Origin of the sequence: Polaribacter gangjinensis (assembly GCF_038024125.1) — a bacterium.
Classification (GTDB): Bacteria; Bacteroidota; Bacteroidia; order Flavobacteriales; family Flavobacteriaceae; genus Polaribacter; species Polaribacter gangjinensis.
Map to the genome: position 1 here is coordinate 1,153,133 of NZ_CP150662.1, position 22,783 is coordinate 1,175,915.

Below are 22,783 nucleotides of genomic sequence, written 5' to 3' on the forward strand. Positions count from 1 at the left end.
GCATCAAAAGCCGATGTAGCTCAGCTGGCTAGAGCAGCTGATTTGTAATCAGCAGGTCGTGGGTTCGAGTCCCTCTATCGGCTCAATTAAAAAGTCTCAAAATGAGTTTTGAGACTTTTCTTTTTTAATTAATTTTCGGGATGTAGCGCAGTCTGGTAGCGTACACGGCTGGGGGTCGTGTGGTCGCAGGTTCAAATCCTGTCATCCCGACAATTTTAATGTTTCCTTTTCAAGCAATTACAGCTTTATTACAAGACACATTTTGGCTAAAATAGATAGTTATTTTTTGATATTTTTTAGATAATATTATTAAATAATTTTAACTAATTTTTTACTACATTTACTCATATTGCTAATACTAACAAACTTATAATCGAAAGATTTACATAAAAGTTTATTAATCTTTGAATTTGAAATGAGTAAAATAGATATTAATTGTACTGATTTTTTCAATTTAAATCCTCTTCCCTCTTGGATTTATGAAATTGCAACATTTCAAATTTTGGAAGTAAATGCGGCTGCAATTGAACTTTATGGGTACTCTAGAAAAGAGTTTCTTTCTCTTACTTTAAAAGATTTACAACCAAAAGAAACTTTTTTAAAATTAGATGGTTCTTTAAAAAACATTGATACCACTGAAGGAAAAATTCACTTCGGAATTTTATCTCATCAAAAAAAGAATGGCAACCTTATTCAAATAGACATGGTGGGTCATAAAGTAAACTTTAATAATAAAAAATCTATTTTAACTATTTCTCAAGATGTTACTGAAAAACAGGTTCAACTAGCAAAACTTAAAAAAACAGAAGAACAATTTAAAGAAGCTGCAAATATTGCTAAATTAGGTTATTGGAGACTTGAACTCGCTACAAATACAATTACATGGACAGAAGAAGTTAGTCAAATTTGGGGTGGAAAAAATGAAAAAAAACAATTAACCCTTCAAGGTGTCCTTGATACCATTTATCCAAATGATTTAGAAAATCTTTTAGAACGTTATGAAAAGTCCATCAGAGAAGAAGGTTTTCATGATGCTATCCATAGAATTGTTTTACCAGATTCAACAATAAAATGGGTTCATGAAATAGGTAGTTTAAAAAAAGATGAAAACGGAAATCCAATAAGTTTAGAAGGAACTGTACAAGATATCACAGAACGAAAAGAGGAAGAAGACCGATTAAAATTACTTGAAAGCGTTATAACAAATATTAATGATGCTATTTTAATCACAGAAGCAGAACCTATTGAAAATACCGGTCCTAAAATTATTTATGCAAATAAGGCTTTTACAGAAATGACTGGTTATACAGTAGAAGAAATTATAGGAAAAACTCCTCGTATTTTACAAGGACCTAATTCTGATAGAAGCGAGCTAAATAAACTTAAAAATGCCCTTAAAAACTGGCAACCTTGCGAAATAACTACAATCAATAATAAAAAAAATGGAGAAGAATTTTGGGTAAATCTTTCAATTACTCCAATTGCAAATGAAATTGGCACTTTTACAAATTGGATATCAATACAAAGAGATGTTACAGAAGAAAAACAAAATCAACTTAAAAAAGATTTATTAGCTAAAATCAGTGCTAATTTTAAAAATGAAGACTCATTAGTTTCTTCGACAAACAAAGTTTGTCAAACAATTTGTGACTATGGAAATTTTGATTTTGTAGAAATTTGGCTCCCAAATCTTGATAAAACAAAAATAAATCTTATCACAAAAAATAGCAATTCGAAAATTGCTGAAAAATTTTATAAATCATCTTTTGATATAACTTCTTTACACCCACAAGAAGGAATTCCAGGAGTAGTTTGGCAAAAAAAATCATCAGTAATATGGGGTGATCTTGGTAAAAACTTAGATTTTGTAAGGAAAGATGCTGCTGAAAATTCAGGTATTAATACAGCACTTGGTATTCCACTTTTATTTAATAATGAAGTAATTGGTGTGATGATGATTGGAACAAAAAACAAATCTACTTGTTTAAAACACCATCAAAAAACTCTTGAAGATTTAAAAGAATTTATTGGCTCTGAAATCAATCGTAAAAAACTAGAAAATGATTTAAACCATTTATATGATGCTGTTCCTGATTTAATTTGTGTAACTGATTTGAATGGAAAATTTCTAAAGATAAACAGAGCAGGCTGTGAAATGATTGGATATAATGAAGATGAAATATTGCATTACAATTTTGAAAAATTTATTCATCCTGAAGATAAAAATATCTCTAATTCAGATTTAGAAATTCTTAATAGTGGTAAAAGCATTATAAATTTTCAGAACAGATACATTAAAAAGAATGGTGAAATTGTTTGGTTAAGCTGGACAAGTAATGCTAATTTAGTGGAAGGATTAATTTATGCGTCTGCAAAAAATATTACTCAAGAAATTAAACTTTTAGACTTAACAACACAAACATCAAAATTAGCAAGAATTGGAAGTTGGGAAGTTGATACTATTAATAACAAAATTTATTGGTCAGATATGGTTCATGAACTTCATGAAACTGACCCTCAAAAATTTATTCCAGAAATTGAATCAAGTATAAATTTTTATAGAGAAGATTTTAAAAATTTAGTTACAAAAAAAGTAAATGACTGTGTTGAATTTGGAATACCTTTTAACTTTGAAGCTGTTTTAGTTACCGCAAAAAATAATGAATTATGGATAAAAAGCATTGGAAATGCTGAATTTGTCAATGGAAAATGTCATAGAATTTTTGGTAGTTTTCAAGATATTAACGACCGCAAACAAACTGAATTACGTTATCAATCCTTAGCAGATAATTTACCTGGTGTTGCATATCAATATCTAATACATCCTGATGGTACTGATTCTATTCGATATGTCACGAAAGGTTCATATGAACTTTGGGGATATAGTCCTGAGGAGGTAATTGCTAATATAAATTTACTTTGGAAACAAATTGAACTTGGAGGAAGTTTAGAACGAGTAAAACAAGCCGTTTTAGATTCTATCACATCAAAATCAAAATGGACTGCAACTTGGCGAAATGTAAAACCAAATGGCGAAGTTAAAACCTATTTAGGATTAGGAACTCCTAGTTATTTAATTGATGGTACCATACTTTTTAACTCAGTTGTTTTAGATGTTACCTATGAAGAAAAAAACAAGGAATTATTAGAGCAAACATCAAAATTAGCCAGAATTGGAAGTTGGGAGGTTGATTTGATCAATAACCAATTATTTTGGTCTGATATTGTTTATGAAATTCATGAAACTTCAATAACTGATTTTAATCCAAATATTGATACAGCAATTAATTTTTATCGAAAAGATTTTCGAGATTTGATTGCATGCAGAGTTCAGGATTGTATTAAAAACGGAAAACCATATAATTTTGAAGCAGTTTTGGTTACCGCAAAAAATAATGAAATTTGGATACGAACCCATGGAAATGCTGAAATAATCAATGGAAAAGTCATAAGAATTTATGGAAGTATTCAAGATATTAATCAACAAAAACTCAATGAAATTGCTCTGAAAGCAAGTTTAAAAAATATAGAAGATTATAAGTTTGCTCTTGACGAATCTGCAAGTATTACAATTACCGATTCAAATGGAATTATAAAATATGTAAATGATAGTTTTTGTAATCTTTCTAAATATTCAAGAGAAGAATTAGTTGGAAAAACGCACCAAATTATCAATTCAAAATACCATTCAAAAGCCTTTTTTAAAGAACTTTGGGACACCATAACAGCAGGAAAAGTTTGGAGAGGAGAAGTAAAAAACAAAGCAAAAGACGGTTCTTTTTATTGGGCATTAAGTACTGTAATCCCATTTTTAGACTCAAATAACAAGCCATTTCAATTTATGGCCATAAGAATTGATATCACAGAGAAAAAAATGGCTGATGAAAAAGCGATTTCAATTTTAAATGAAAAAAACAAAATATTAGAAAGTATTGGTGATGCCTTTTTTGCAGTTGATAAAAAATGGATTGTAACCTATTGGAATAGAGAAGCTGAAAATTTAATTGGAAAAAAACGATCCGAAATTTTAGGAGAAAATTTTTGGGAAATTTTCAAAGAAGGTATAAATCTTGGCATCTATAAAAACCTTAAAAAATCTCTAGAAACAAAACAAAATCTGAATATTGAAATTTACTCAGTAATCTTAAAAAAATGGTTAGAAATTAATGCTTATCCTTCAAATGGTGGCTTATCTGTATATTTTAAAGATATTACTTTAAGAAAAAAAGCCGATTTAAAACTACTTGAAGCCAATGAACGATTTGAAAATGTATCAGTAGCAACAAGTGATGCCATTTATGAATGGGGAATTATTGATGACACGCATTATTGGGGTGCAGGTTTTGAAACAATCTTGGGCTATGATTTAAAAACTGAAAAACCATCGTCAAAATTATGGTTAGATCAGATTCATCCTGATGATGTAGAACGTGTTCGAAAAAGTGTATTTGATGCTATTGAAAATCCAAACATCATGAAATGGGCTGAAGAATATCGTTTTATCAAAAAAAATGGAGAACAACTATTTGTAATAGATAGAGGTCTTTTCTTAAGAAATAACAATCAAAAAGCTGAAAAAATGTTCGGTTCAATTTCAGATTTAACCAAACAAAAAAATCAAGAACAAGAGCTAATAACTTTAAATAATTCTTTAAAAAAATATACCAAAGATTTAGAATTAACAAACCAACAATTAGAACAATTTGCTTTTATTGCTTCACATGATTTGCAAGAGCCTTTAAGAATGATTACTAGTTTCATGGAGTTGTTGAAAAGAAGGTACGAAACTTTATTAGATGAAAAAGGTAATCAATACATCAATTTTGCAAATGATGGCGCTAAAAGAATGCGACAAATAATTTTAGACTTATTAGATTTTTCAAGGGCTGGAAAAATAAATGAAAAACGAGAAACATTTGCTATAACTGATATAATTAAAGAATATCAATTTTTAAGAAATCAAATAATTAAAGAAAAAAATGCAGAAATTATTTTCTCAGAATTACCTGTAATTCAATGTTATAAATCCCCCTTCATTCAAACATTACATGGATTGATAGATAATGCCATTAAATATTCTTCAAAAGATATACCCCCAAAAATTACCATTTTTGCTGAAGAAAAAGATGATCATTATAAAATATCCATTCAAGATAATGGCATAGGTATTGACCCAAAATTCCATGAAAAAATATTTGTTATATTTCAAAGACTTCACAATAAAGATACTTATGAGGGAACTGGAATTGGTTTGGCAATTGCTAAAAAGCAAGTAGAATCTTGGGGTGGAGAAATTGGGGTTATTTCAGAAATTGGAAAAGGTGCTACATTTTTCTTTACAATTCCCAAAATGATAATAGCTTCTTAACATATCATTTTTAAAAAAATTATTAAAATCGATTTCGTTTTATTATATTTGTGTATCCTCCAAAATTAATAATATGAATTTTAGTCAAGCACACATTCTTCTTGTTGAAGATAATGAGGGAGATATTCTCTTAACAACTGAAGCTTTTGAGGAGAGTAACATCAATCCGAAAATAAGCGTCGCAAGAAATGGACAGGAAGCATTAGACTTTTTGTACAAGACAGGAGATTTTATTAATGCTGAAAAACCAGATTTAATTCTTTTAGACATCAACATGCCAATATTAAATGGTCATGAAGTACTTGAAAAAATTAAAAATGATTCTCATTTAAAAAAAATACCTGTAATTATGCTAACAACCTCTTCAAATCAGCAAGATATTGATAGGGCTTATAAAAATCATGCAAATAGTTACATTACGAAACCAATTGAAATTCAAGATTTCCTAGAAACAATTCAAAAAATCGAAGAATTTTGGTTTAAAATATCAAATTTAGCAGAGTAATTAATGAATCAAATTATTAGTGAATTATCTTTAATAAATATTTTGGTAATTGAAGATAACCCTGGAGATTTTTTCTTAATAGAAGAATACTTGAGTGAAGCTTCACCAAACATAGTGGCAAATCATTGCTCAAATCTAGAAAATGCAGTATCATTTTTAGAAAAAAATTCATCAATTTCAGTGATTTTTTCTGACCTAAACTTACCTGATGCAAATGATTTAGAATTAGTAAACAATCTTTTAGAAAATGCTAATTCAATTCCTGTTATACTAATGTCAGGACACAAAAATGAAAATATTATAGAGAAAACTAAGAAAATGGGAGCTTTTAAATTTTTACTGAAAGATGATTTAAATCCTACGTTATTGAAAGAAACCATTGAAACTGCAATACAAAAAATAGCCAGTTAAATTATAACGATAATAAAAACTCAGGTGTTATCGGTTTTGTAGTATATTTAAATACATTGGCATTCAATTTTGTTCTCAAAATATCATTGTCATTAATACTGCTTGATACTACACAAATTTTGCATTTTTTCCCACATTTAATATCTAATTCATCTAGTTTATCTATAAATTCAATACCATTCATTCTTGGCATATAAATATCTAATAAAATAATTTCTGGTAAATTATCATGGTTATTTTTATTATTGTGTAAATACTCAATTGCTTTTTCACCATTATCAAACTCTAAAATAGTTTCTGCGATGTTATTTGTTTTTATAAGAACATTCACTAAATAATTATCAATAGCATCATCATCGACAATCATTATTGTTTTGTATTTGAAACTCATGGTAATTAATTTTTAAAAGGTTATTGATGGTTGATAAATTTCATAAATTCTTCTTGCCTTCTTTTTGCAACTGGCAAAATGTGACCATTTTTTAATTCGCAAAAAAGGCCATTATTTTTAATAATTTTCACTAAATATTTAATATTCACAACATATGAATGATGTATTCTAAAAAAATTATTGTTAAAAGAAAGCGCATACTCTCCAAGATTTTTACTAGAAATTATTACTGAAGCATTAATTGTATTGAATTCAGTGTATTTCCCATCAGCTTTACAGAAAATAATATCATCCATTTTAAGCAGCTCTATTTTATCAACAGATGAAATAGAAACATATTCGAAATTTTGAGGCAACGCATTGATAGTTTTGATTTTACCTAAAACATCATCCTGAAAAACAGTTTCCATCTCTAAATATTTGATGGTTTTATAAATAGAAATTATTAGCGAATTGGTGGTTAAAGGTTTTAATAAAAAATCAATTGCATTAAAACCAAATGCCTCAAAAGCCTGGCATTTATCTTTGGATGCAAATAAGAGTTTTGGTTTTCTTACAGTTAAATCATTTAATATTTTAGGATCAAAAACATGCTCATCTCGACTGATAAAAAGAACATCTGGCTTTTTTTCATTTATAAGTTTTGTGATGTTTTTACAATCTTCAACAATATCTAAAATTGAAAATAAAACAGAATTTTCAATCTCAAATTGTTGTAGCAATTTAATTACTTCAATGTCATTTTCAATAACTATTGCTTGTAAAACTTTCATTTTAGTTTGATAGGATATGAGCTGTTATTTTTCAAAAATACAAATAATTTAGTATATTTATTGCAAAATCCCTACCACAATGAAAATATATGATATTCAAAGACATAAAGTGCTAGTTGAATTGAGTCTATTAGATACGCAGTCTGAAAAAATGTTTGACGATATCACAAAATTAGCCTCAAAAATATGCGAAACACCAGTCGCTTTATTCACTGTTTTAGATATCCATAAACAGCTTTTTAAATCAAGATTTGGCTTGTCAATTTCAGAAACTCCTATTGAACAAGCCTTTTGTAAAATAGCTATCGAGAAACCTGATGAAATACTCAGCGTTAAAGATGCTCGAATTGACAGTCGTTTTTCAAACAATCCCTTAGTTTATGACGATCCAAAAATTGTTTCTTATCATGGAGTTCCTTTAAAATCAACTTCAGGTATACCTTTAGGGACTTTGTGCGTAATTGATTACAAAGAAAAAATACTTTCAGATGAACAAAAAGAGATGTTAATCATTTTATCAAAACACGTAGAATACTTGATTGAGTTGCGCTCAAAAACAAAATTGATAAACGAATACCAACAAAAAATTGAGAAAGCTGCTAAAGAGATGGAAGATTTTGTGAATATAGCTGTTCATGATTTAAAAGCTCCTGTAAGGTCTATTGATTCGTTCATGAAACTTTTAGACAAAAAACATCAAGCAAATTGGGATGATAAAGACCAAAAGTATATTGAATTCATTTTGCAAAGCACTGTTAAAATGACCAATTTAATTACTGATTTGTTAGAATATGCAAAAAGCACAAAATCAGATGAAAATTTTGAAACCTTTGATGTTAAAGAATTAGTAATAGAACTTTTCAAAAATCTAATTTTCAATTTGAATGAAAAACCTACATTGATATGTGGTGATATGCCAAAAATTTACTCATCAAAAATTGCGTTTACGGTTCTGTTTACCAACTTTTTATCAAATGCTATCAAGTATAAAAAAGATGAAGAACCTTTAATTATTGAAATCAATTGTTTACAGGATGATGAATTCTTGATTTTTTCAATAAAAGACAATGGAATTGGCATTGAGTCAAAGTTTTTCGATTATATTTTTAAACCATTCAAACGCTTACATCCGAACTCAAAATACGAAGGCTCTGGTTTAGGATTGGCTATTTGCAAAAAAATTGCTGACAATTTAAACGCTGAAATAACTTTAGCATCTGATTTAGATAAAGGCTCTACTTTTATTTTAAAAGTGCCAAATATCTAAGATTTTAATCTCGTTTTATAATAAAATACTTAGCACAAACATTTCAAATATTTGGAATAAATATCCATTTATTCCAAAAAAAAAATACAGTTATACTTAAATAAGCACAACTAATAACTGAAATTGATTTTAATTTATAGAGATATAAATTTCATATAATTTTGTTTTGTTAATAATAATGTTTCATAGTGTAATTTTAGTTTTAACTAACATGCAAATTGTTAGAAATTCACTCCTAGAATATTCCCCCGAATTCTAGGAGTTTTATTTTAAACAAAAAATACAGTTCCAAAATAAATGAAATTATAACATTAAAAATAAACGAAATATCATACTGAAATCACTGTATTCAACCACTTATTCCTTATAAAAGTACACTTATATGTTTAAAGGTTCGTGAACTTACCAAACACCTTTTTACTTTCTAAAACGCTTTTTAAAATGTAACTTTACCATGTAAAAAAGATCAAATAAAGTTCATAAAAATAAATCCCCATTTTCCCTAAAACCCCTAAATCTTCAAAAATCTTCTAGAATTCACCCCATCAATTCTAGAAGATTTTTTTTTGAATTAATTTTCATTCATAATTCAATTTCAAAAACAGTTATTCCAATAAAACAAACAGTTATTTTCTAAAAAGTTCGAATACTTACCCAATTAGATTTTAGGCATTTTACCCCTTTTAAATTTGTACCTTTATAGTGTAAAAAAGATCAAATAAAGTTACTAAAAATAAACCCCTCAACAAAACCCCTGATTCCCCTAAATCTGAAAAATCTTCTAGAATTTCCCCTTAATTCTAGAAGTTTTTTTTATGATATATATTTTGATTAAAGTTGTTAGTAATGAATCAAAATTAAAGCACAACAATTTTATAAAACATTAAAATTAATTACAGTTTCGTCAAAAATTCATCATTATAGCTTATTGTAAAAATCCACTTATTCCTTAAAACACTCCACTTATTATACCTAATGTTCAAGTAATACCCTTTTACAATTTCTCATTAAGAAACTATAATTATAGAATAACTTTGTGATGTCTTTTTATTAAAAAAAGAATTTTAATCCTCTAAAATTAAACACATGACTGCTCAAGATTGGAAAGATTCAGGAAAATTTATAGATATCAACGAAAATAAACTTTTTGTAATTGATACAGATCCAGCAACATCCGATAAAGAAACCATCGTAATTATTAGTGGCTACCCTTTAAACTCTTTTGATTACCATCAAATAATTGACATGTTAAAAGATTATTATAGAGTAATCATTCATGATCATGCTGGATTTGGATTTTCTGACGAACCAAAAGATTTCAACTACTCTATTCTTGATCATGCCAATGATTGTGTGAAATTGTATAGCAAATTAAAGTTAAAAGACTTCACCATTTTAGCATCACAATATGGAGCAATGATTGCAAAAGAAATATTGCATAAAAAAAATTACAACTTAATTCCTTTCAACATCAAAGACGTTGTTATCACAAAAAACAATAGTGATCAGTTATACTCAAGCATCAATGCTATTTACTATTTAAATAGCAACAAACATATCCCAAAATATAAAGAAGTATTGGCAAATCATGATGATAAAGCACTTTTCAACACTCATGATAATGGTGTATTTGATGAAAAATATAAAGACGAAGAAAAAGTTCGTGTAATTTGGGAAAACTTTCAAACCAAAGAAAGACAGAAAGAGGTATTGATTTTAAGCAACTACAATGAAGAAATATTTTTGTACTGGCACAGGTGGATCAATGCAATGAAAGAGTCAAATGTACGAATTCACTATTTCTGGAGAAAAGATGATTTTACCAATATTCAAGATGCATTATTGTTATCATCTACTTACAAAAAAGAAAATTTTGTGATGGTAGAAAATAAAAATTGCTACACTATAGAAAACGAGCCTAAAAGTTGGTTATTAATGATTTTAGAAGAAATAAATAAGTCAACTTACCATATTTTAAAAAGAGAAACATTTGTAAGTTAATCTAAAAAAAATGATATGGAATGGAAAAAGCATCATAAAACAATCCGTTTACACGAACAAAATATTTCGTATATAGATTCTGAGCAAGGAGACGAAACTTTGTTAATTCTTCATGGTTTTGCAACAAGCTCTTATGATTATCATAAAATCGTTGATGAATTAAAAAAATCATACAGAGTTATTATTCCTGATTTGATTGGCTTTGGATATTCATCAAAACCCAAACATTATTTTTACACAGCAAAAGACCAAGCAAGTCTTTTAACAGTCTTTTTAAGAGAACTAAAAATCGAAAATCTTTCCATCATGGCACAAGGTTTTGGAGTTTGTATTTTAGACGAAATTGAAAGTATTCTTGATCTTGGTTTTGTAGATATAGCTATAAAAAATGTTTTCTTTTTAAACTCAAGAATTCAGATGGCACTAACTAAAGATGATAAAGACCTTGAAAATCAAAGAAAAAAAATTACTTCATCTTTATTAAAACTGTCACTTTCTTACGAAATGTTTCAAAAATACATGAAAGTATCTTTTTACAAAAAAGAGGCCGTTAGTGAAGAGGAGCTCCAAAATCATTGGCAATTACTTACGTATAACAACGGTATCAAAACAATGAATTATATTGATAATTATGTGTTAGAAACCACAAAATTTGGAAAAAGAAGACTCAGAAATCTAAAAAAATCAACATTCAACAAGTTTGTAATTTGGGGCAAAAATGATGAGAATGATTCAGTTGAAACCTTCGAAAAAATAAAAGATTTGCTCGAATTGAATCCAAAAAACATGGCATTGATTGAGGATTGTGGACATTTTCCTATGTTAGAAAAACCAGAAGAATTTGTAAAAATTGTAAAAGGATTTAAAGAATCCGCTTAAAAATCAAAAAAAATCCCTCAAATATCAAATCAAAATCATAAAATTTAAAATCCCATTTTTGGGATTTTTTTATTGATTTCTTCTAAAAAACTACATTCAACTTTATTTAAGTGCTATTGATTTTATTAAAATTGCACATCCTAATTTATTAGAAAATCTTCTGAAAATTCTTTATCTTGCAGAGTTGCTAAAATGTAAAGCAAAAAACTAGTTTTACTTTATTTTTAAGTGCAAAAAATTAAATAACGGTAAAATTTTATGGCAAAAAAGCTAATAAAAAATCTATTAGAAGAAGTTAAAAGCAATTCTTTTGAACAAATCTCTGGACAAGATGCCACTTTTTTATATGCAGAATCGCCCACAAGTCCTATGCATGTCGCAACTTTGGTAATTGTAGAAGGTTCGTTAAAATTTGAGGACTTCAAAGCAATTGTTGCTTCGAAATTGCATTTAATTCCAAAGTTTCGAAAAAGATTGCTAAACCTTCCTATGAATTTAGATTATCCTTATTGGGTAGATGATCCAAATTTTGATATTGATTTGCACATCAACAGAATCAGACTTCCTGAACCTGCAAACTGGAAAACTTTGCGCGAATTGACATCCTCTATTTTTAGCAATCCATTAGATTTAAGAAGACCTTTGTGGTCAATTGATTTTATTGAAGGATTAGACGAAGTTTCGCAAGTACCAAAAGGCTCAGTTGCCATTGTTTCAAAAGTACATCATGTGATGATTGATGGTGCATCAGGAGTCGGAATTATGGGTATTTTGTTCGATAAAACTGCGGATGAAAAAGACAAAGAAATTCCAAAACCAATTCCTTTTGATCCTGAACCTTTACCAGATGAAATCTCATTATTGATTAAAAGTTCTCAAGATTTTTTTAAAAGTCCTTTTAAAATTCCAAAATTAGCCAGTGAAACAGCCTTGTATTTTTTACAAGGAAAAATTAGCAAACAGCTGAGTCCAAAAAAAACCGTTTTCAAAAATTTTGCTACTCCAAATACTATTTTCAATAAAAATGTTTCTCCAAAAAGAACTTGGGGAACTGCCATTTTATCTTTTGAAAGAATCAATACACTTCGCAAAATAATGGGTGTAACTGTCAATGATTTGATTTTAACTATTTGTGCAGGCGGAATTAGAAGATATTTAGAAGAAAGAGAAAAACTTCCTTCACAGCCTTTGGTAGCCAATGTTCCTATTTCTATTCGCGGAAATGAAGAAAACCAAGCAATGAACAATCAAATTTCGAATATGTTGGTTAAAATTGCCACTCATATCAAAGATCCCATTGAGCGTTTAGAATATATTTACAAGCAAACAAGTTTAGGCAAAAAAAAACACAAAACAGTAGGAGCAAAATCGTTGGCACAAATGGCTGAAGCTGTTCCTTTTGGATTGGCAAATTTGGCAGCTGGCCTGTATAGCAAATACAATATCAAAGAGTTTATCAAACCACCATTTAACGTAACAATAACCAACGTTCCTGGCCCTCAAAGCCCTCTGTATTTAAGAGGTCAAAAAATACTTTCTATTTTTGGATTGACCCCTGTTTTGGATGGATTTGGATTGATTATTGCTGCTTTCAGTTACAATGGATTAGTTTCTATAACTACAACATCTGACGCTAAAACAATGCCTGATGCTGATAAGTTTTCAAGATATATTAGAGAAGCTGCCAATGAATTGGAAGCTGTTATTTTAGAGAGAGGAAAACGTCATCCAAAACCTCAAAACGAAACCTTGAAAAGCTATTCATTTTTTATAAAATTCAAGAAATATTTAACTGAAACTATTGATTTTAAAAGTGATTTTGAAGGCATAATTGATTTTCAAATCACTGCCGAAAAAACTGTTTTTCCTACTCAAATAGTGGTTTCAGAAAAAGGTGTTACAGTGAAAAAAGAAGCTTCAGAAAATGCCTTAATAACCTTAGAAATTGATGATTTGGTGTTGTATCATTTATCCCGAAAAAAATTACTTTTAAAAGAAGTGATAATTCAAGAGCGAATTAAAATTGCTGGAAATTCAAAAAATAAAGCGTTGTTTTTAAAAACATTAACTGCTTTTTTCAATCAATAATCCATGAATTTTACAACAGATACTTTTAAAACTCCTGAAAATCAAATCATTTTTTATTACAAATGGTTTGCTGCTGAAAACAAACCTTTTAAAGGAGTTGTTCAAATAGCTCACGGAATTGGAGAACATGCAGGAAGGTATCATTCTATTGCTGAAAAACTTCAAAACGAAGGATTTGAAGTATATGCAAACGATCATAGAAATCACGGAAATTCAATAAAAAATGAAGATTATTTGGGCTACTATGATGGTGAAGATTATTTTGAAGACGCGCTAAATGATATGCGTCAATTATCTCAAATAATTCAAAAAGAGCATCCAAAAAATAAAATCATTTTATTTGGCCACAGCATGGGCTCCTTTTTAAGCAGGGCTTATGTGATCAAATTTGGTAAAGATGTAAAAATTTTAATCTTATCAGGAACTGGAAGTTTTATGAAAGGTTTGGGCGCTTTCGGAATTTTAAGTGCTAAGTTTTTCACTAAAATGAATGGCAAACATAAAAGTAATGAATTGCTTAAAAATTTATTTTTTACACAATTCAACAAAGCTTTTAAACCCAACAGAACAGCAGTTGATTGGATTAGTAGTGATGAAAAACAAGTGGATTTATTTGAGGCTGATCCATTAAGAATAGAAGATTTTTCGCTGAGTATTTTCTTAGATATTTTACAAGCAACAAAAAAAATAAACGAATTTGATGCTTTTTTAGAAACTCCAAAAAACATCCCTATGTACTTATTTTCAGGGGACCAAGATCCTGTTGGAGAAATGGGAAAAGGGGTTGTAAAAGTTGCAGAAAATTATAAAAAAGCAGGCATAAAAGACCTTACCCTGAAACTTTACAAAAACGGAAGACACGAAATGCTGAACGAAATTAATAAAATCGAGGTTGAAACAGACCTTTTAAACTGGCTAAACCAAAAAGTAACAGCCAACAAATAACTTATGGAAAGTATCAAAATTGTATATACCTCTTTTATAAAATTTGCAATTGCAATCGCTGTTTCTCAAGGCGAAACTTTAGCAGAAGCTAAGAATCGTATTCGTAAAGAATTTGAAAATCATCCAAATAAAAAGCAGTTGAATGAAATCATCAAAAAAACAACTTTAGGAAAAGAGAATCTCACTATTTTAAGTCAAAATTGCATTACAATTTGTGAAGATTTTGGACCTGACAGAGATTATATCACCTTGATTTTATTGCTCGAAAATATCTACAAAAAAGAAGTTGTAGAAAAAATCGAAAAAGATACCATTGCAAATATCATCCAAAAGTTTAGAAAAGAAATTGAACGAATCAATGCTAAAATCCCTCCTCCTCCTTTGTACAATGTGTTGCTAGAAAGTAGATCTTTAGTAGAATGGACCACTATGATTGGTTTGTATCATTTGATTCCAAGATATAAAAGTGCGCATGAAAAACCTGTATTGCTGATGCCTCCTTACTTAGGAAATGACTATTCCACCACTTTTGTAAGGAAATATCTAAAATCAGCCGGATTTAAAACTTATAAATGGGATTTAGGTATCAACATGATCAATTCTAAATCCTTGCCAAAACTGATTGAAAAACTCGATGAAATTTATGAAAAACATCAAGAAAAAGTAAGTTTAGTTGGCTGGAGTGGAGGTGGCATTTTTGCGAAAATAATTGCCAACAGACATCCTGAAAAAGTAGCTCAACTCATTACAATTGGATCTCCAGTTTGGGGAATAAAACACATGCAAACACCTGTAATCAGATCTTTAGAGTTTTTAAGAGGCAGAAAATTGCGCGAGAGAAATGAAAAACTCATCAAAGAATTAGAACAAATTCCTAAAATTCCAATTACATGTATTTATACAAAAACAGACGGATTAGTTCCTTGGAAACATTGTTTAGAGGCAGAAACGTTTAGAGATGATATCAAAAATATTGAGGTTTTTGGGAGTCATTCAGGCATGGGCGCAAATGCAACTGTGCTTTTAACTGTTGCTAAAACCTTGCATGAAAATATCGAAAACTCGCATCAAAAAGGAATTATTTCTAAAGCAGAAAAACTTTTTTATCCTCATTTTTGGAAACAAAAAGGCATCTCAAAATTTACAAATCTTTTTTTTAGTTAAGCTATGAATCATACTCTAGAAAACTGTATCAAACATCCAAAATTTCAAGAAGAGCTTGCCAAAATAGCTCAAGAACTTGAAATGGATTTGACTGAAGTTCAAAAAAAAGGTACTATTTGCATGGAAGAACTTTTTTCTGAACAGCATCCTATTGCAAACATGCTTTCGATCAAAGGATTCCAGTTGATGATGAAAAAAGCTTATAACAACAAAATTGATGTTAATACGCAAGAAATCAAAAATTTGATGAAACTCATGCGTCAAAATTCAGTAGCATTTATTTTGACTCACAAAACATATTTAGACACAGTTGTACTTGTTTCAACACTAGCAAGTTACGGAATGCCAATTCCATATTCGTTTGGCGGAATCAATTTAGCATTTCCAGGTTTTAAACAATTGGCGAAAAAATCGGGTATTATTTTTATCAGAAGAAGTTTTAAAGATGATCAAATTTATAAAGCCTCTTTAAAACATTATATTTCATGTTTGATTGAAAATGGCGATCATTTAACTTGGAATATTGAAGGCACTCGCTCTAGAACTGGAAAAATTGTATATCCTCAAATGGGGATTTTAAAATACATCATGGAAGGTGAAAAAGCTAGCAGCAGAAACATCAAATATGTTCCTGTTTCTATTGTGTACGACTTGATTCCTGATGTAAAAGAAATGACGGAAGAAGGAAAAGGCAAAGAAAAAAAATCCGAAGATATTGGTGTTTTTGTGAATTATATCAAAAAATTAGGCAATGAGTTTGGAAAAGCAGCCATACGTTTTGGAGATCCTGTTGATGCTTCTGAACATCAAAATGCACTAATTCCAGATATTGATGAAGACAATTATGCGCATCAAAATACCTTACCAAGATTTGCTTTTGAACTGATTCATAAAGCAAATATGATAACTCCTGTAACCACAGTTTCACTGGTTTGTACGATTTTATTGAACAATTTTGCATTGACAAAAAAGGAAATAGAATTCAATGTCATTAAATTGATGAATTATATTGAGCAGCGCAAAAAAAATGTATTGATTGAACGTGGAAAAAGTATTGGTGCAGCTGTTCAAAAAGCATTGAATTTATTGAAAAGTGCAGGTATCATTCAAAAAAACAAAGCAGGCTACAAAACACAATACAATATAGATGCGTCAGAATTTTTATCAGCCACCTATTATGCAAACATGGCTGCTGCGCATTTGTACCACAGAGCTTTTATAGAAATGGCTTTGGTAAAAATTCGAGAAGTTGAAGCTTCTGAACGAATTGTTGCTTTTTGGGAAGAAATTATGAACCTCAGAAATCTCTTTAAATTTGAGTTTTTCTACACAAATAAGCCCCAATTTAGTTCAGAAATTGAAGCAGAAATGAAATTGTTTGATAAAAATTGGCGAACTATTTTATCAAATCCTGAGGCTACAATTGAAGAATTACTTTCAAAACAAGAATTGTTTGTTTCAAAAGCATTGTTATTAACTTACTTAGAAGCCAACAAAGTTGTTTGTTACACACTAGAAACGTGGGATTTAGAGGATGAATTTAATGAAGAAACTTTCGTAGAATTGTGTCTTTTCAAAGGAAAAGAATTGCATTGGCAAAATAGGATTAGCAGATTAGAGAGCGCAACTAAACCGTTTTTAATCAGTGCTTTGCGATTGGCAAAAAACAGCAAATTAACACCCTCAAACAATAAAATTAATTCTAAATTATTAGCTGATTGGATGATTTTATTAGAAAATTTGACGGATCGTTTGCAATTTTTACAAAAATTAGAATTGGTCAATTCTAAAAAAATAAAAGAAGATTTTACAGAAAAGCTTGTTCCTGGAATTGATACAAACCAAGTTGTTTTAGATGATGAAGAAGGAAGTCATATTGCTGCTTTTTTTGATTTAGATAGAACATTAATCAATGATTTTTCAGCGAAACAATTTTTAAAATCAAGATTGTTAAGTGGACAATCAACCACCAAAGAAATTTTATCTCAATTTGCTTCCATATTAGTGTATGCAGCAGGAAATCGTGATTTTGAAACGCTTACTAAAATTGCTGCTTTAGGAATCAAAGGCGTCAAAGAAAATGAATTTATTAAATTGGGTGAAGAAGTATATCAAGATTATTTAATGAATACGATTTATCCAGAGGCTAAAATTTTGATTGATTCTCATCTTAAAAAAGGACATAGAGTTGTAATTATTTCTGCAGCAACAAGTTATCAAATTGAACCAATTGCAAAAGAGTTAGGAATAAAAGACATCTTCGGAACAGAATTGGAAGTAAAAAGAGGAAAATTCACAGGAGAAATCAATGAGATTTGTTGGGCTGAAGGAAAAGCAAAAGCTGCCAAAAAATTCGCTAAAAAAAACACCATTGACTTATCAAAAAGCTTTTTTTACACAGACAGTTTTGATGATTTCCCTCTATTAGAATTGGTTGGAAAACCCATTGCTACAAATCCAGATTCAAGACTTTCGCAAGTGGCTTTTGAAAATAATTGGCCCATTTTACGATTCAAAGAAAACAGTAAAAAACCACTTGTCAATGGTTTACGAACAGGTTTAGCAGCTGCCAGTATTTATCCATCAGCATTGAAAGGATTGCTAAAAGGAAGTTTATTGTTAGATGTCAAAGAGGGTAGAAACACTACTTTGGCAAGTATTGGCGATTTAGGAACCAAATTTGCAGGTTTGGAAATTGCCATCAAAGGAAAACACATTTTAGAAGAAAATAGACCCGCTGTTTTTTGTTTCAATCACCAAAGTTCTGCTGATTTTTTCATCTTATTAAAAATCTTGCGAAAAGATATTGCAGGAGTTGCAAAAAAGGAACTTGAAATGACACCTTTAGGACCTGTTTTTAAAGCTTTAGGAGCTATTTTTATTGATAGAGCTGATAAGAAAAAAGCCATTGAAGCAATGAAACCAGCTGTTGAAGCACTGAAAAATGGCACATCAATCGTAATTGCTCCAGAAGGAACCAGAAGTGGCAGCAAAAAATTAGGAGTTTTCAAAAAAGGAGCTTTTCACTTGGCAATGAAAGGTGGTGTTCCTATTGTACCTATTGTCATTAAAAATGCATATTTGGCTATGCCAAAAGGAAGCAATATTTTCAATCCTACTGCAATTGAAGTGGTAATTTTAGATCCTGTTGACACGTCTGAATGGAAACCTAAAAACATAGATTTGTATGTGGAGGAAGTTAGAAATATGTTCATAAAAGAGTTAGAAAATTAAAATCAATACTTATGAAACTAAAAGTTGGATTGTTGGGAGGAGGTTCTTGGGGAACAACAGTTGCCTCATTAACTGCAAAAAATAGCCCAACCATAATTTGGGCAAGAGATGAAGAAATTGTTAATGAAATCAATGAATTTCATACAAACGAAAAATATTTACCTCATGCTAAACTAACACCTTCATTAAGAGCTTCAACCTCCATCAAAGAAACTGTTGAAGATGCTGATGTCATAGTTATGGGAGTTCCTTCTCAAAGTTTGCGCAAAGTATTAGAAGAGGCAAAACCATACATAAGACCTTGGGTTCCTGTAATTAATTTGGCAAAAGGATTAGAATTGAACACCAAAAAACGAATGACAGAAATTATCGAAGAAATTTTACCCGAAAATCCTGCAGGAGTATTAACAGGTCCGAATTTGGCGAAAGAAATTCATTTTGGAAAAGCAGCTGCAGCTGTAATTGCTATGGTTGATCACAACATAGCCTCAAGATTACAAACTGTTTTTAGCTCAGGTTTATTTCGAGTTTACACAAATGATGATGTAATTGGTTGTGAATTAGGTGGAGCTTTAAAAAATATTATTGCCATTGCAACTGGAATGGGTGATGGCGCAAATGCTGGTGATAACACACGTGCAGCCATTATTACAAGAGGATTGTCTGAATTGACACGTTTGGGAGTTGCTATGGGTGGTAAAAAAAGTACATTTGCTGGTTTGGCTGGAATGGGAGATTTGGTTGCCACATGTTCAAGTTCAAAAAGTAGAAATCATCACGTTGGATTTCAATTGGGAAGAGGCAAAAAATTGGAAGAAATCATCAGTGAAATGAATGAAGTTGCTGAAGGTGTAAAAACCGCAAAAGTCGTGATGGAATTAGCGAAAGAATATCAAGTTGATATGCCAATTTCTAGAGAAATTTACAAAGTTTTATACGAAGGAAATACCGTAAATGACGCCTTTAAAGGATTGATTAAATATGAAGTTGGTTCAGAAAAAGAACCAGGTTAAACATGCGATTATGAACAAAAAACAAGAACAAACTGCCTCTTTTATGGTTCGTTTTCAGCAAGAGATTTTTGAAGAAAATGGCGAATCAAAAGTACAATGGAAAGGGAAAATATCTCACATTCAAGATGGTGATGAAAAACGTTTTGCTGATTTCAAGGATGCACTTCAATTCATGCAAAAAAAATTAAATGCCCTAACTGAAGAAGCTACCAAAAATCAACCTCAAGAGGAGCAAGAAAACATCTTACAAAAAAGTCTTTCTATGTGGAAAACCATTAAAGATGTAGGTCCAAAAGTACTGAAAGAAACTTTAAAAGATCCTAAAAAACAATTACATAATTTACAAGATCAATTGCAAGACCAAATCACTACAATTGGTGAAGAAATCAGTGAAAAAGTACAAATTGATCAATGGAAAAATGCCTCAAAATCTGATTTTCACAAAGTGCAACAACAAATTGAAGATTTGACTGCTGAAATCAAAAAATTGTCAAAAAAAATAGACAATCAAAAGAAATAATTCTTGTTAAATGTCTGATTTACTCCAACAAATAAAACAATTAAAATCCTTTGAAGAACAAGCTGAAATTAAAATTCAGACACTTGGGAATTTTGTATTGTGGAGAAATCAAGAAAAAATTAACGACAAAGAATGGAGTCGTGATAAATCCATGCAACTATTTCAATACTTTATTTCCAACAGAAAAAAAAATGCGCTTCACAAAGAAAAAATCATGGATCATTTGTGGGAAGATTGGGATGATCGCGATTTTAAAGTCGCACTTCATGGCATTCAAAAAGTATTAGAACCCAATAGAATCAATAGAACTGAACCCAATTTTATCATCAGACAAGGAGTAAGTTATCAAATTGATTTAGAAAAAGTTTGGATTGATGTAGAAGCTTTAGAAAAATACGTAATTATTGGTAATGAAGCTTTTACCATTGACAAATCAATCGCAAAAATTGCTTACAAAAACGCTATTGAATTATATAAAGGCTCCTTTTTACCATCAAGAATTTATGAAGATTGGACATCAGAAGAACGCGAAAAAAATCAGTTATTGATTTTAGGAACCTACATTACTTTAGCCGAATTAATGTTGGATGAAAACCCACTAGAAAGCATTCGTTTGGCGCAAAATGCACTAGAAATTGATGCTACTTGGGAAGACGCTTATCGTATTCAAATGCAAGGTTACCTTATAAAAGGAAATAGACCACAAGCATTAAAAACCTATCTAAAATGTGAAGTTATTTTAGAGGAAGAATATGGAATTGCACCTTTGCCTGAAACGAAAAAATTACTACAACTCATAGAAGAAATACATTAATTATCAATAAGTTATATTTTTGTAACTCATTTGCAACTCCTGTATTTTACATTTGTATAAAAATTTAGGAAACTGAGTTTTAGAAAAATTAGTCAACTTGTAAATGTAACTCAGTTGTAACTCATCAAACGTACATTTGTATTATCAAATTTAAAAAAATATAAAAAACAATATATCATGGCAACAAAAAAGTCAAAAAAAGAAAACATAGGAAAAGCAAAAGCAATCGTAAAAAAAATCAATAATGATTTGATTGATGCTTCTTTCAATGCTATTGAAACTACCGTAAAAACTGGAGAAAAATGGCAAAAATTAACGGCTAAATTGCTTAAAAAAGCAGAACCATTAACAAAGCAACAAATCAATATGATGGTTGAAACTGCTGAATCAATCAAAAGTCAATTAGAAAATGGTACTGAACGATTGAAAACTTTGGTTGGTTATGACCACAAAATGGTAGAAAATGCAAAGAAAAAAATTACTGAAAATCCTTTAGTTGAAAAAGCTGAAGAGGTAAAAAACAAAATTGAAAAAGAAGTTGCAAACAATAAATTTGTAAAAAAAGCTGAAAAAATTGCTGATAAAATCAAGAAAAACATCACTGAAACTATTGAAGAAGTGAAAGAAAAAGTTGAGAACTATACAGAAGATATTTTAACAGAAGAACCAAAAAAAGCAGCTCCAAAAGCTAAAAAAAATACTCCTGTAAAAAAAACGACTGAAAAAGTTGTTGTAGAAAAAACAGATGTTGTGGATGATTTAAAAGCAATCAAAGGAATTGGTCCTGTTTTAGAAAAATCATTGAATGAATTGAACATCACTTCGTATGCACAAATTGCAAATATGACAATCAAAGATTTGACAAATTTGTTGAATGATGCTGGTGTAAATGCAAAAATTTACGATTTATCAGGTTGGAAAGCTCAGGCTAAATTAGCGATGAAAGGCGATTTAGAAGCCGTAAAAAATTGGTCAAAAAAATAATTTAATCTTTTAAAATTCAGAAATTATGAATACTAAAATTAAAAAAGTAAACATCGCTGAAACAGTAACAAAAGCGATAGAAACAGCAAAAGTAAACGCAAAAAAAGCAAATGAATTTGCGTTAAACAAAACAGAAGAAGTAGTTACAGAGGGAATTTCTGTAGCCACTCAATGGCAACAAGTAACTGACAAAGCGTTGAAATCAGGTATTAAATTGATGGAAAATCAACAAAATATTGTGTTTGATGCTTTAGAAACTTACAAAAATCATTTAGTAAAAGGAAAAAAAAGATTCAGCAAATTATTCGCTTAAAATTTTCCACTTCAATTTTAAAAAACCAAGTTAATTTTAACTTGGTTTTTTGTTTTATATGCGTCAGATTTTCTTTGAACAGTAAAACGTTTCGTATTTTTGCACAATAAATT

17 protein-coding genes and 2 tRNA genes are annotated in these 22,783 nt (G+C 29.7%); 17 read left to right on the forward strand and 2 right to left on the reverse strand.

The window, feature by feature from the left end; genetic code table 11:
* The first annotated feature begins 9 nt into the window (after positions 1–9).
* The 5 genes from WHA43_RS05115 (at position 10) to WHA43_RS05135 (ending at position 6,284) form a co-directional block, all read left to right on the forward strand.
* Positions 10–83 (forward strand) — tRNA-Thr (locus tag WHA43_RS05115).
* 53 nt (positions 84–136) lie between these two features.
* Positions 137–210 (forward strand) — tRNA-Pro (locus WHA43_RS05120).
* 205 nt (positions 211–415) lie between these two features.
* Positions 416–5,368, forward strand: coding sequence for a PAS domain S-box protein (locus WHA43_RS05125; protein ID WP_105046036.1), 4,953 nt, complete (start codon positions 416–418; stop codon positions 5,366–5,368).
* A gap of 73 nt (positions 5,369–5,441) precedes the next feature.
* A complete protein-coding gene (locus WHA43_RS05130; protein ID WP_105046037.1) occupies positions 5,442–5,873 on the forward strand; it encodes a response regulator in 432 nt (143 codons plus the stop codon).
* Between the two features lie 3 nt (positions 5,874–5,876).
* Positions 5,877–6,284, forward strand: coding sequence for a response regulator (locus WHA43_RS05135; RefSeq protein ID WP_105046038.1), 408 nt, complete (start codon positions 5,877–5,879; stop codon positions 6,282–6,284).
* Between the two features lies 1 nt (position 6,285).
* Here the strand turns inward: WHA43_RS05135 and WHA43_RS05140 are convergent, their stop codons facing one another.
* Complete coding sequence (locus WHA43_RS05140; RefSeq protein WP_105046039.1) at positions 6,286–6,675, reverse strand: response regulator; 390 nt, start codon at positions 6,673–6,675, stop codon at positions 6,286–6,288.
* A gap of 20 nt (positions 6,676–6,695) precedes the next feature.
* Positions 6,696–7,448: a LytR/AlgR family response regulator transcription factor gene (locus WHA43_RS05145; protein ID WP_105046040.1), complete on the reverse strand. Its 753-nt coding sequence runs from the start codon at positions 7,446–7,448 to the stop codon at positions 6,696–6,698.
* Between the two features lie 79 nt (positions 7,449–7,527).
* Here WHA43_RS05145 and WHA43_RS05150 point away from each other — a divergent pair, with 79 nt between their 5' ends.
* The 12 genes from WHA43_RS05150 to WHA43_RS05205 all read left to right on the forward strand — a co-directional run bounded on the left by WHA43_RS05150 (position 7,528) and on the right by WHA43_RS05205 (position 22,670).
* The gene (locus WHA43_RS05150; protein WP_105046041.1) at positions 7,528–8,715 is read left to right on the forward strand and encodes a GAF domain-containing sensor histidine kinase; all 1,188 of its coding nucleotides are present in this window, start codon (positions 7,528–7,530) and stop codon (positions 8,713–8,715) included.
* A 1,086-nt stretch (positions 8,716–9,801) separates the two neighbouring features.
* Positions 9,802–10,716: an alpha/beta fold hydrolase gene (locus WHA43_RS05155; protein ID WP_105046042.1), complete on the forward strand. Its 915-nt coding sequence runs from the start codon at positions 9,802–9,804 to the stop codon at positions 10,714–10,716.
* A 15-nt stretch (positions 10,717–10,731) separates the two neighbouring features.
* The gene (locus WHA43_RS05160) at positions 10,732–11,595 is read left to right on the forward strand and encodes an alpha/beta fold hydrolase (RefSeq protein ID WP_105046043.1); all 864 of its coding nucleotides are present in this window, start codon (positions 10,732–10,734) and stop codon (positions 11,593–11,595) included.
* A gap of 258 nt (positions 11,596–11,853) precedes the next feature.
* Positions 11,854–13,683, forward strand: a complete 1,830-nt coding sequence (locus tag WHA43_RS05165; RefSeq protein WP_105046044.1) for a WS/DGAT/MGAT family O-acyltransferase — start codon at positions 11,854–11,856, stop codon at positions 13,681–13,683.
* A gap of 3 nt (positions 13,684–13,686) precedes the next feature.
* On the forward strand, positions 13,687–14,628 hold the full coding sequence (locus tag WHA43_RS05170; protein ID WP_105046045.1) for an alpha/beta hydrolase: 942 nt from the start codon (positions 13,687–13,689) through the stop codon (positions 14,626–14,628).
* 3 nt (positions 14,629–14,631) lie between these two features.
* Positions 14,632–15,792, forward strand: coding sequence for an alpha/beta fold hydrolase (locus tag WHA43_RS05175; protein WP_105046046.1), 1,161 nt, complete (start codon positions 14,632–14,634; stop codon positions 15,790–15,792).
* Between the two features lie 3 nt (positions 15,793–15,795).
* A complete protein-coding gene (locus tag WHA43_RS05180) occupies positions 15,796–19,026 on the forward strand; it encodes an HAD-IB family hydrolase (RefSeq protein ID WP_105046047.1) in 3,231 nt (1,076 codons plus the stop codon).
* 11 nt (positions 19,027–19,037) lie between these two features.
* On the forward strand, positions 19,038–20,039 hold the full coding sequence (locus WHA43_RS05185; protein WP_105046048.1) for an NAD(P)H-dependent glycerol-3-phosphate dehydrogenase: 1,002 nt from the start codon (positions 19,038–19,040) through the stop codon (positions 20,037–20,039).
* 10 nt (positions 20,040–20,049) lie between these two features.
* Positions 20,050–20,559, forward strand: coding sequence for a hypothetical protein (locus tag WHA43_RS05190; RefSeq protein WP_105046049.1), 510 nt, complete (start codon positions 20,050–20,052; stop codon positions 20,557–20,559).
* A gap of 10 nt (positions 20,560–20,569) precedes the next feature.
* Complete coding sequence (locus tag WHA43_RS05195) at positions 20,570–21,373, forward strand: BTAD domain-containing putative transcriptional regulator (protein WP_105046050.1); 804 nt, start codon at positions 20,570–20,572, stop codon at positions 21,371–21,373.
* A gap of 177 nt (positions 21,374–21,550) precedes the next feature.
* A complete protein-coding gene (locus tag WHA43_RS05200) occupies positions 21,551–22,357 on the forward strand; it encodes a hypothetical protein (RefSeq protein WP_105046051.1) in 807 nt (268 codons plus the stop codon).
* A gap of 25 nt (positions 22,358–22,382) precedes the next feature.
* The gene (locus WHA43_RS05205; protein WP_105046052.1) at positions 22,383–22,670 is read left to right on the forward strand and encodes a hypothetical protein; all 288 of its coding nucleotides are present in this window, start codon (positions 22,383–22,385) and stop codon (positions 22,668–22,670) included.
* Positions 22,671–22,783 lie beyond the last annotated feature (113 nt).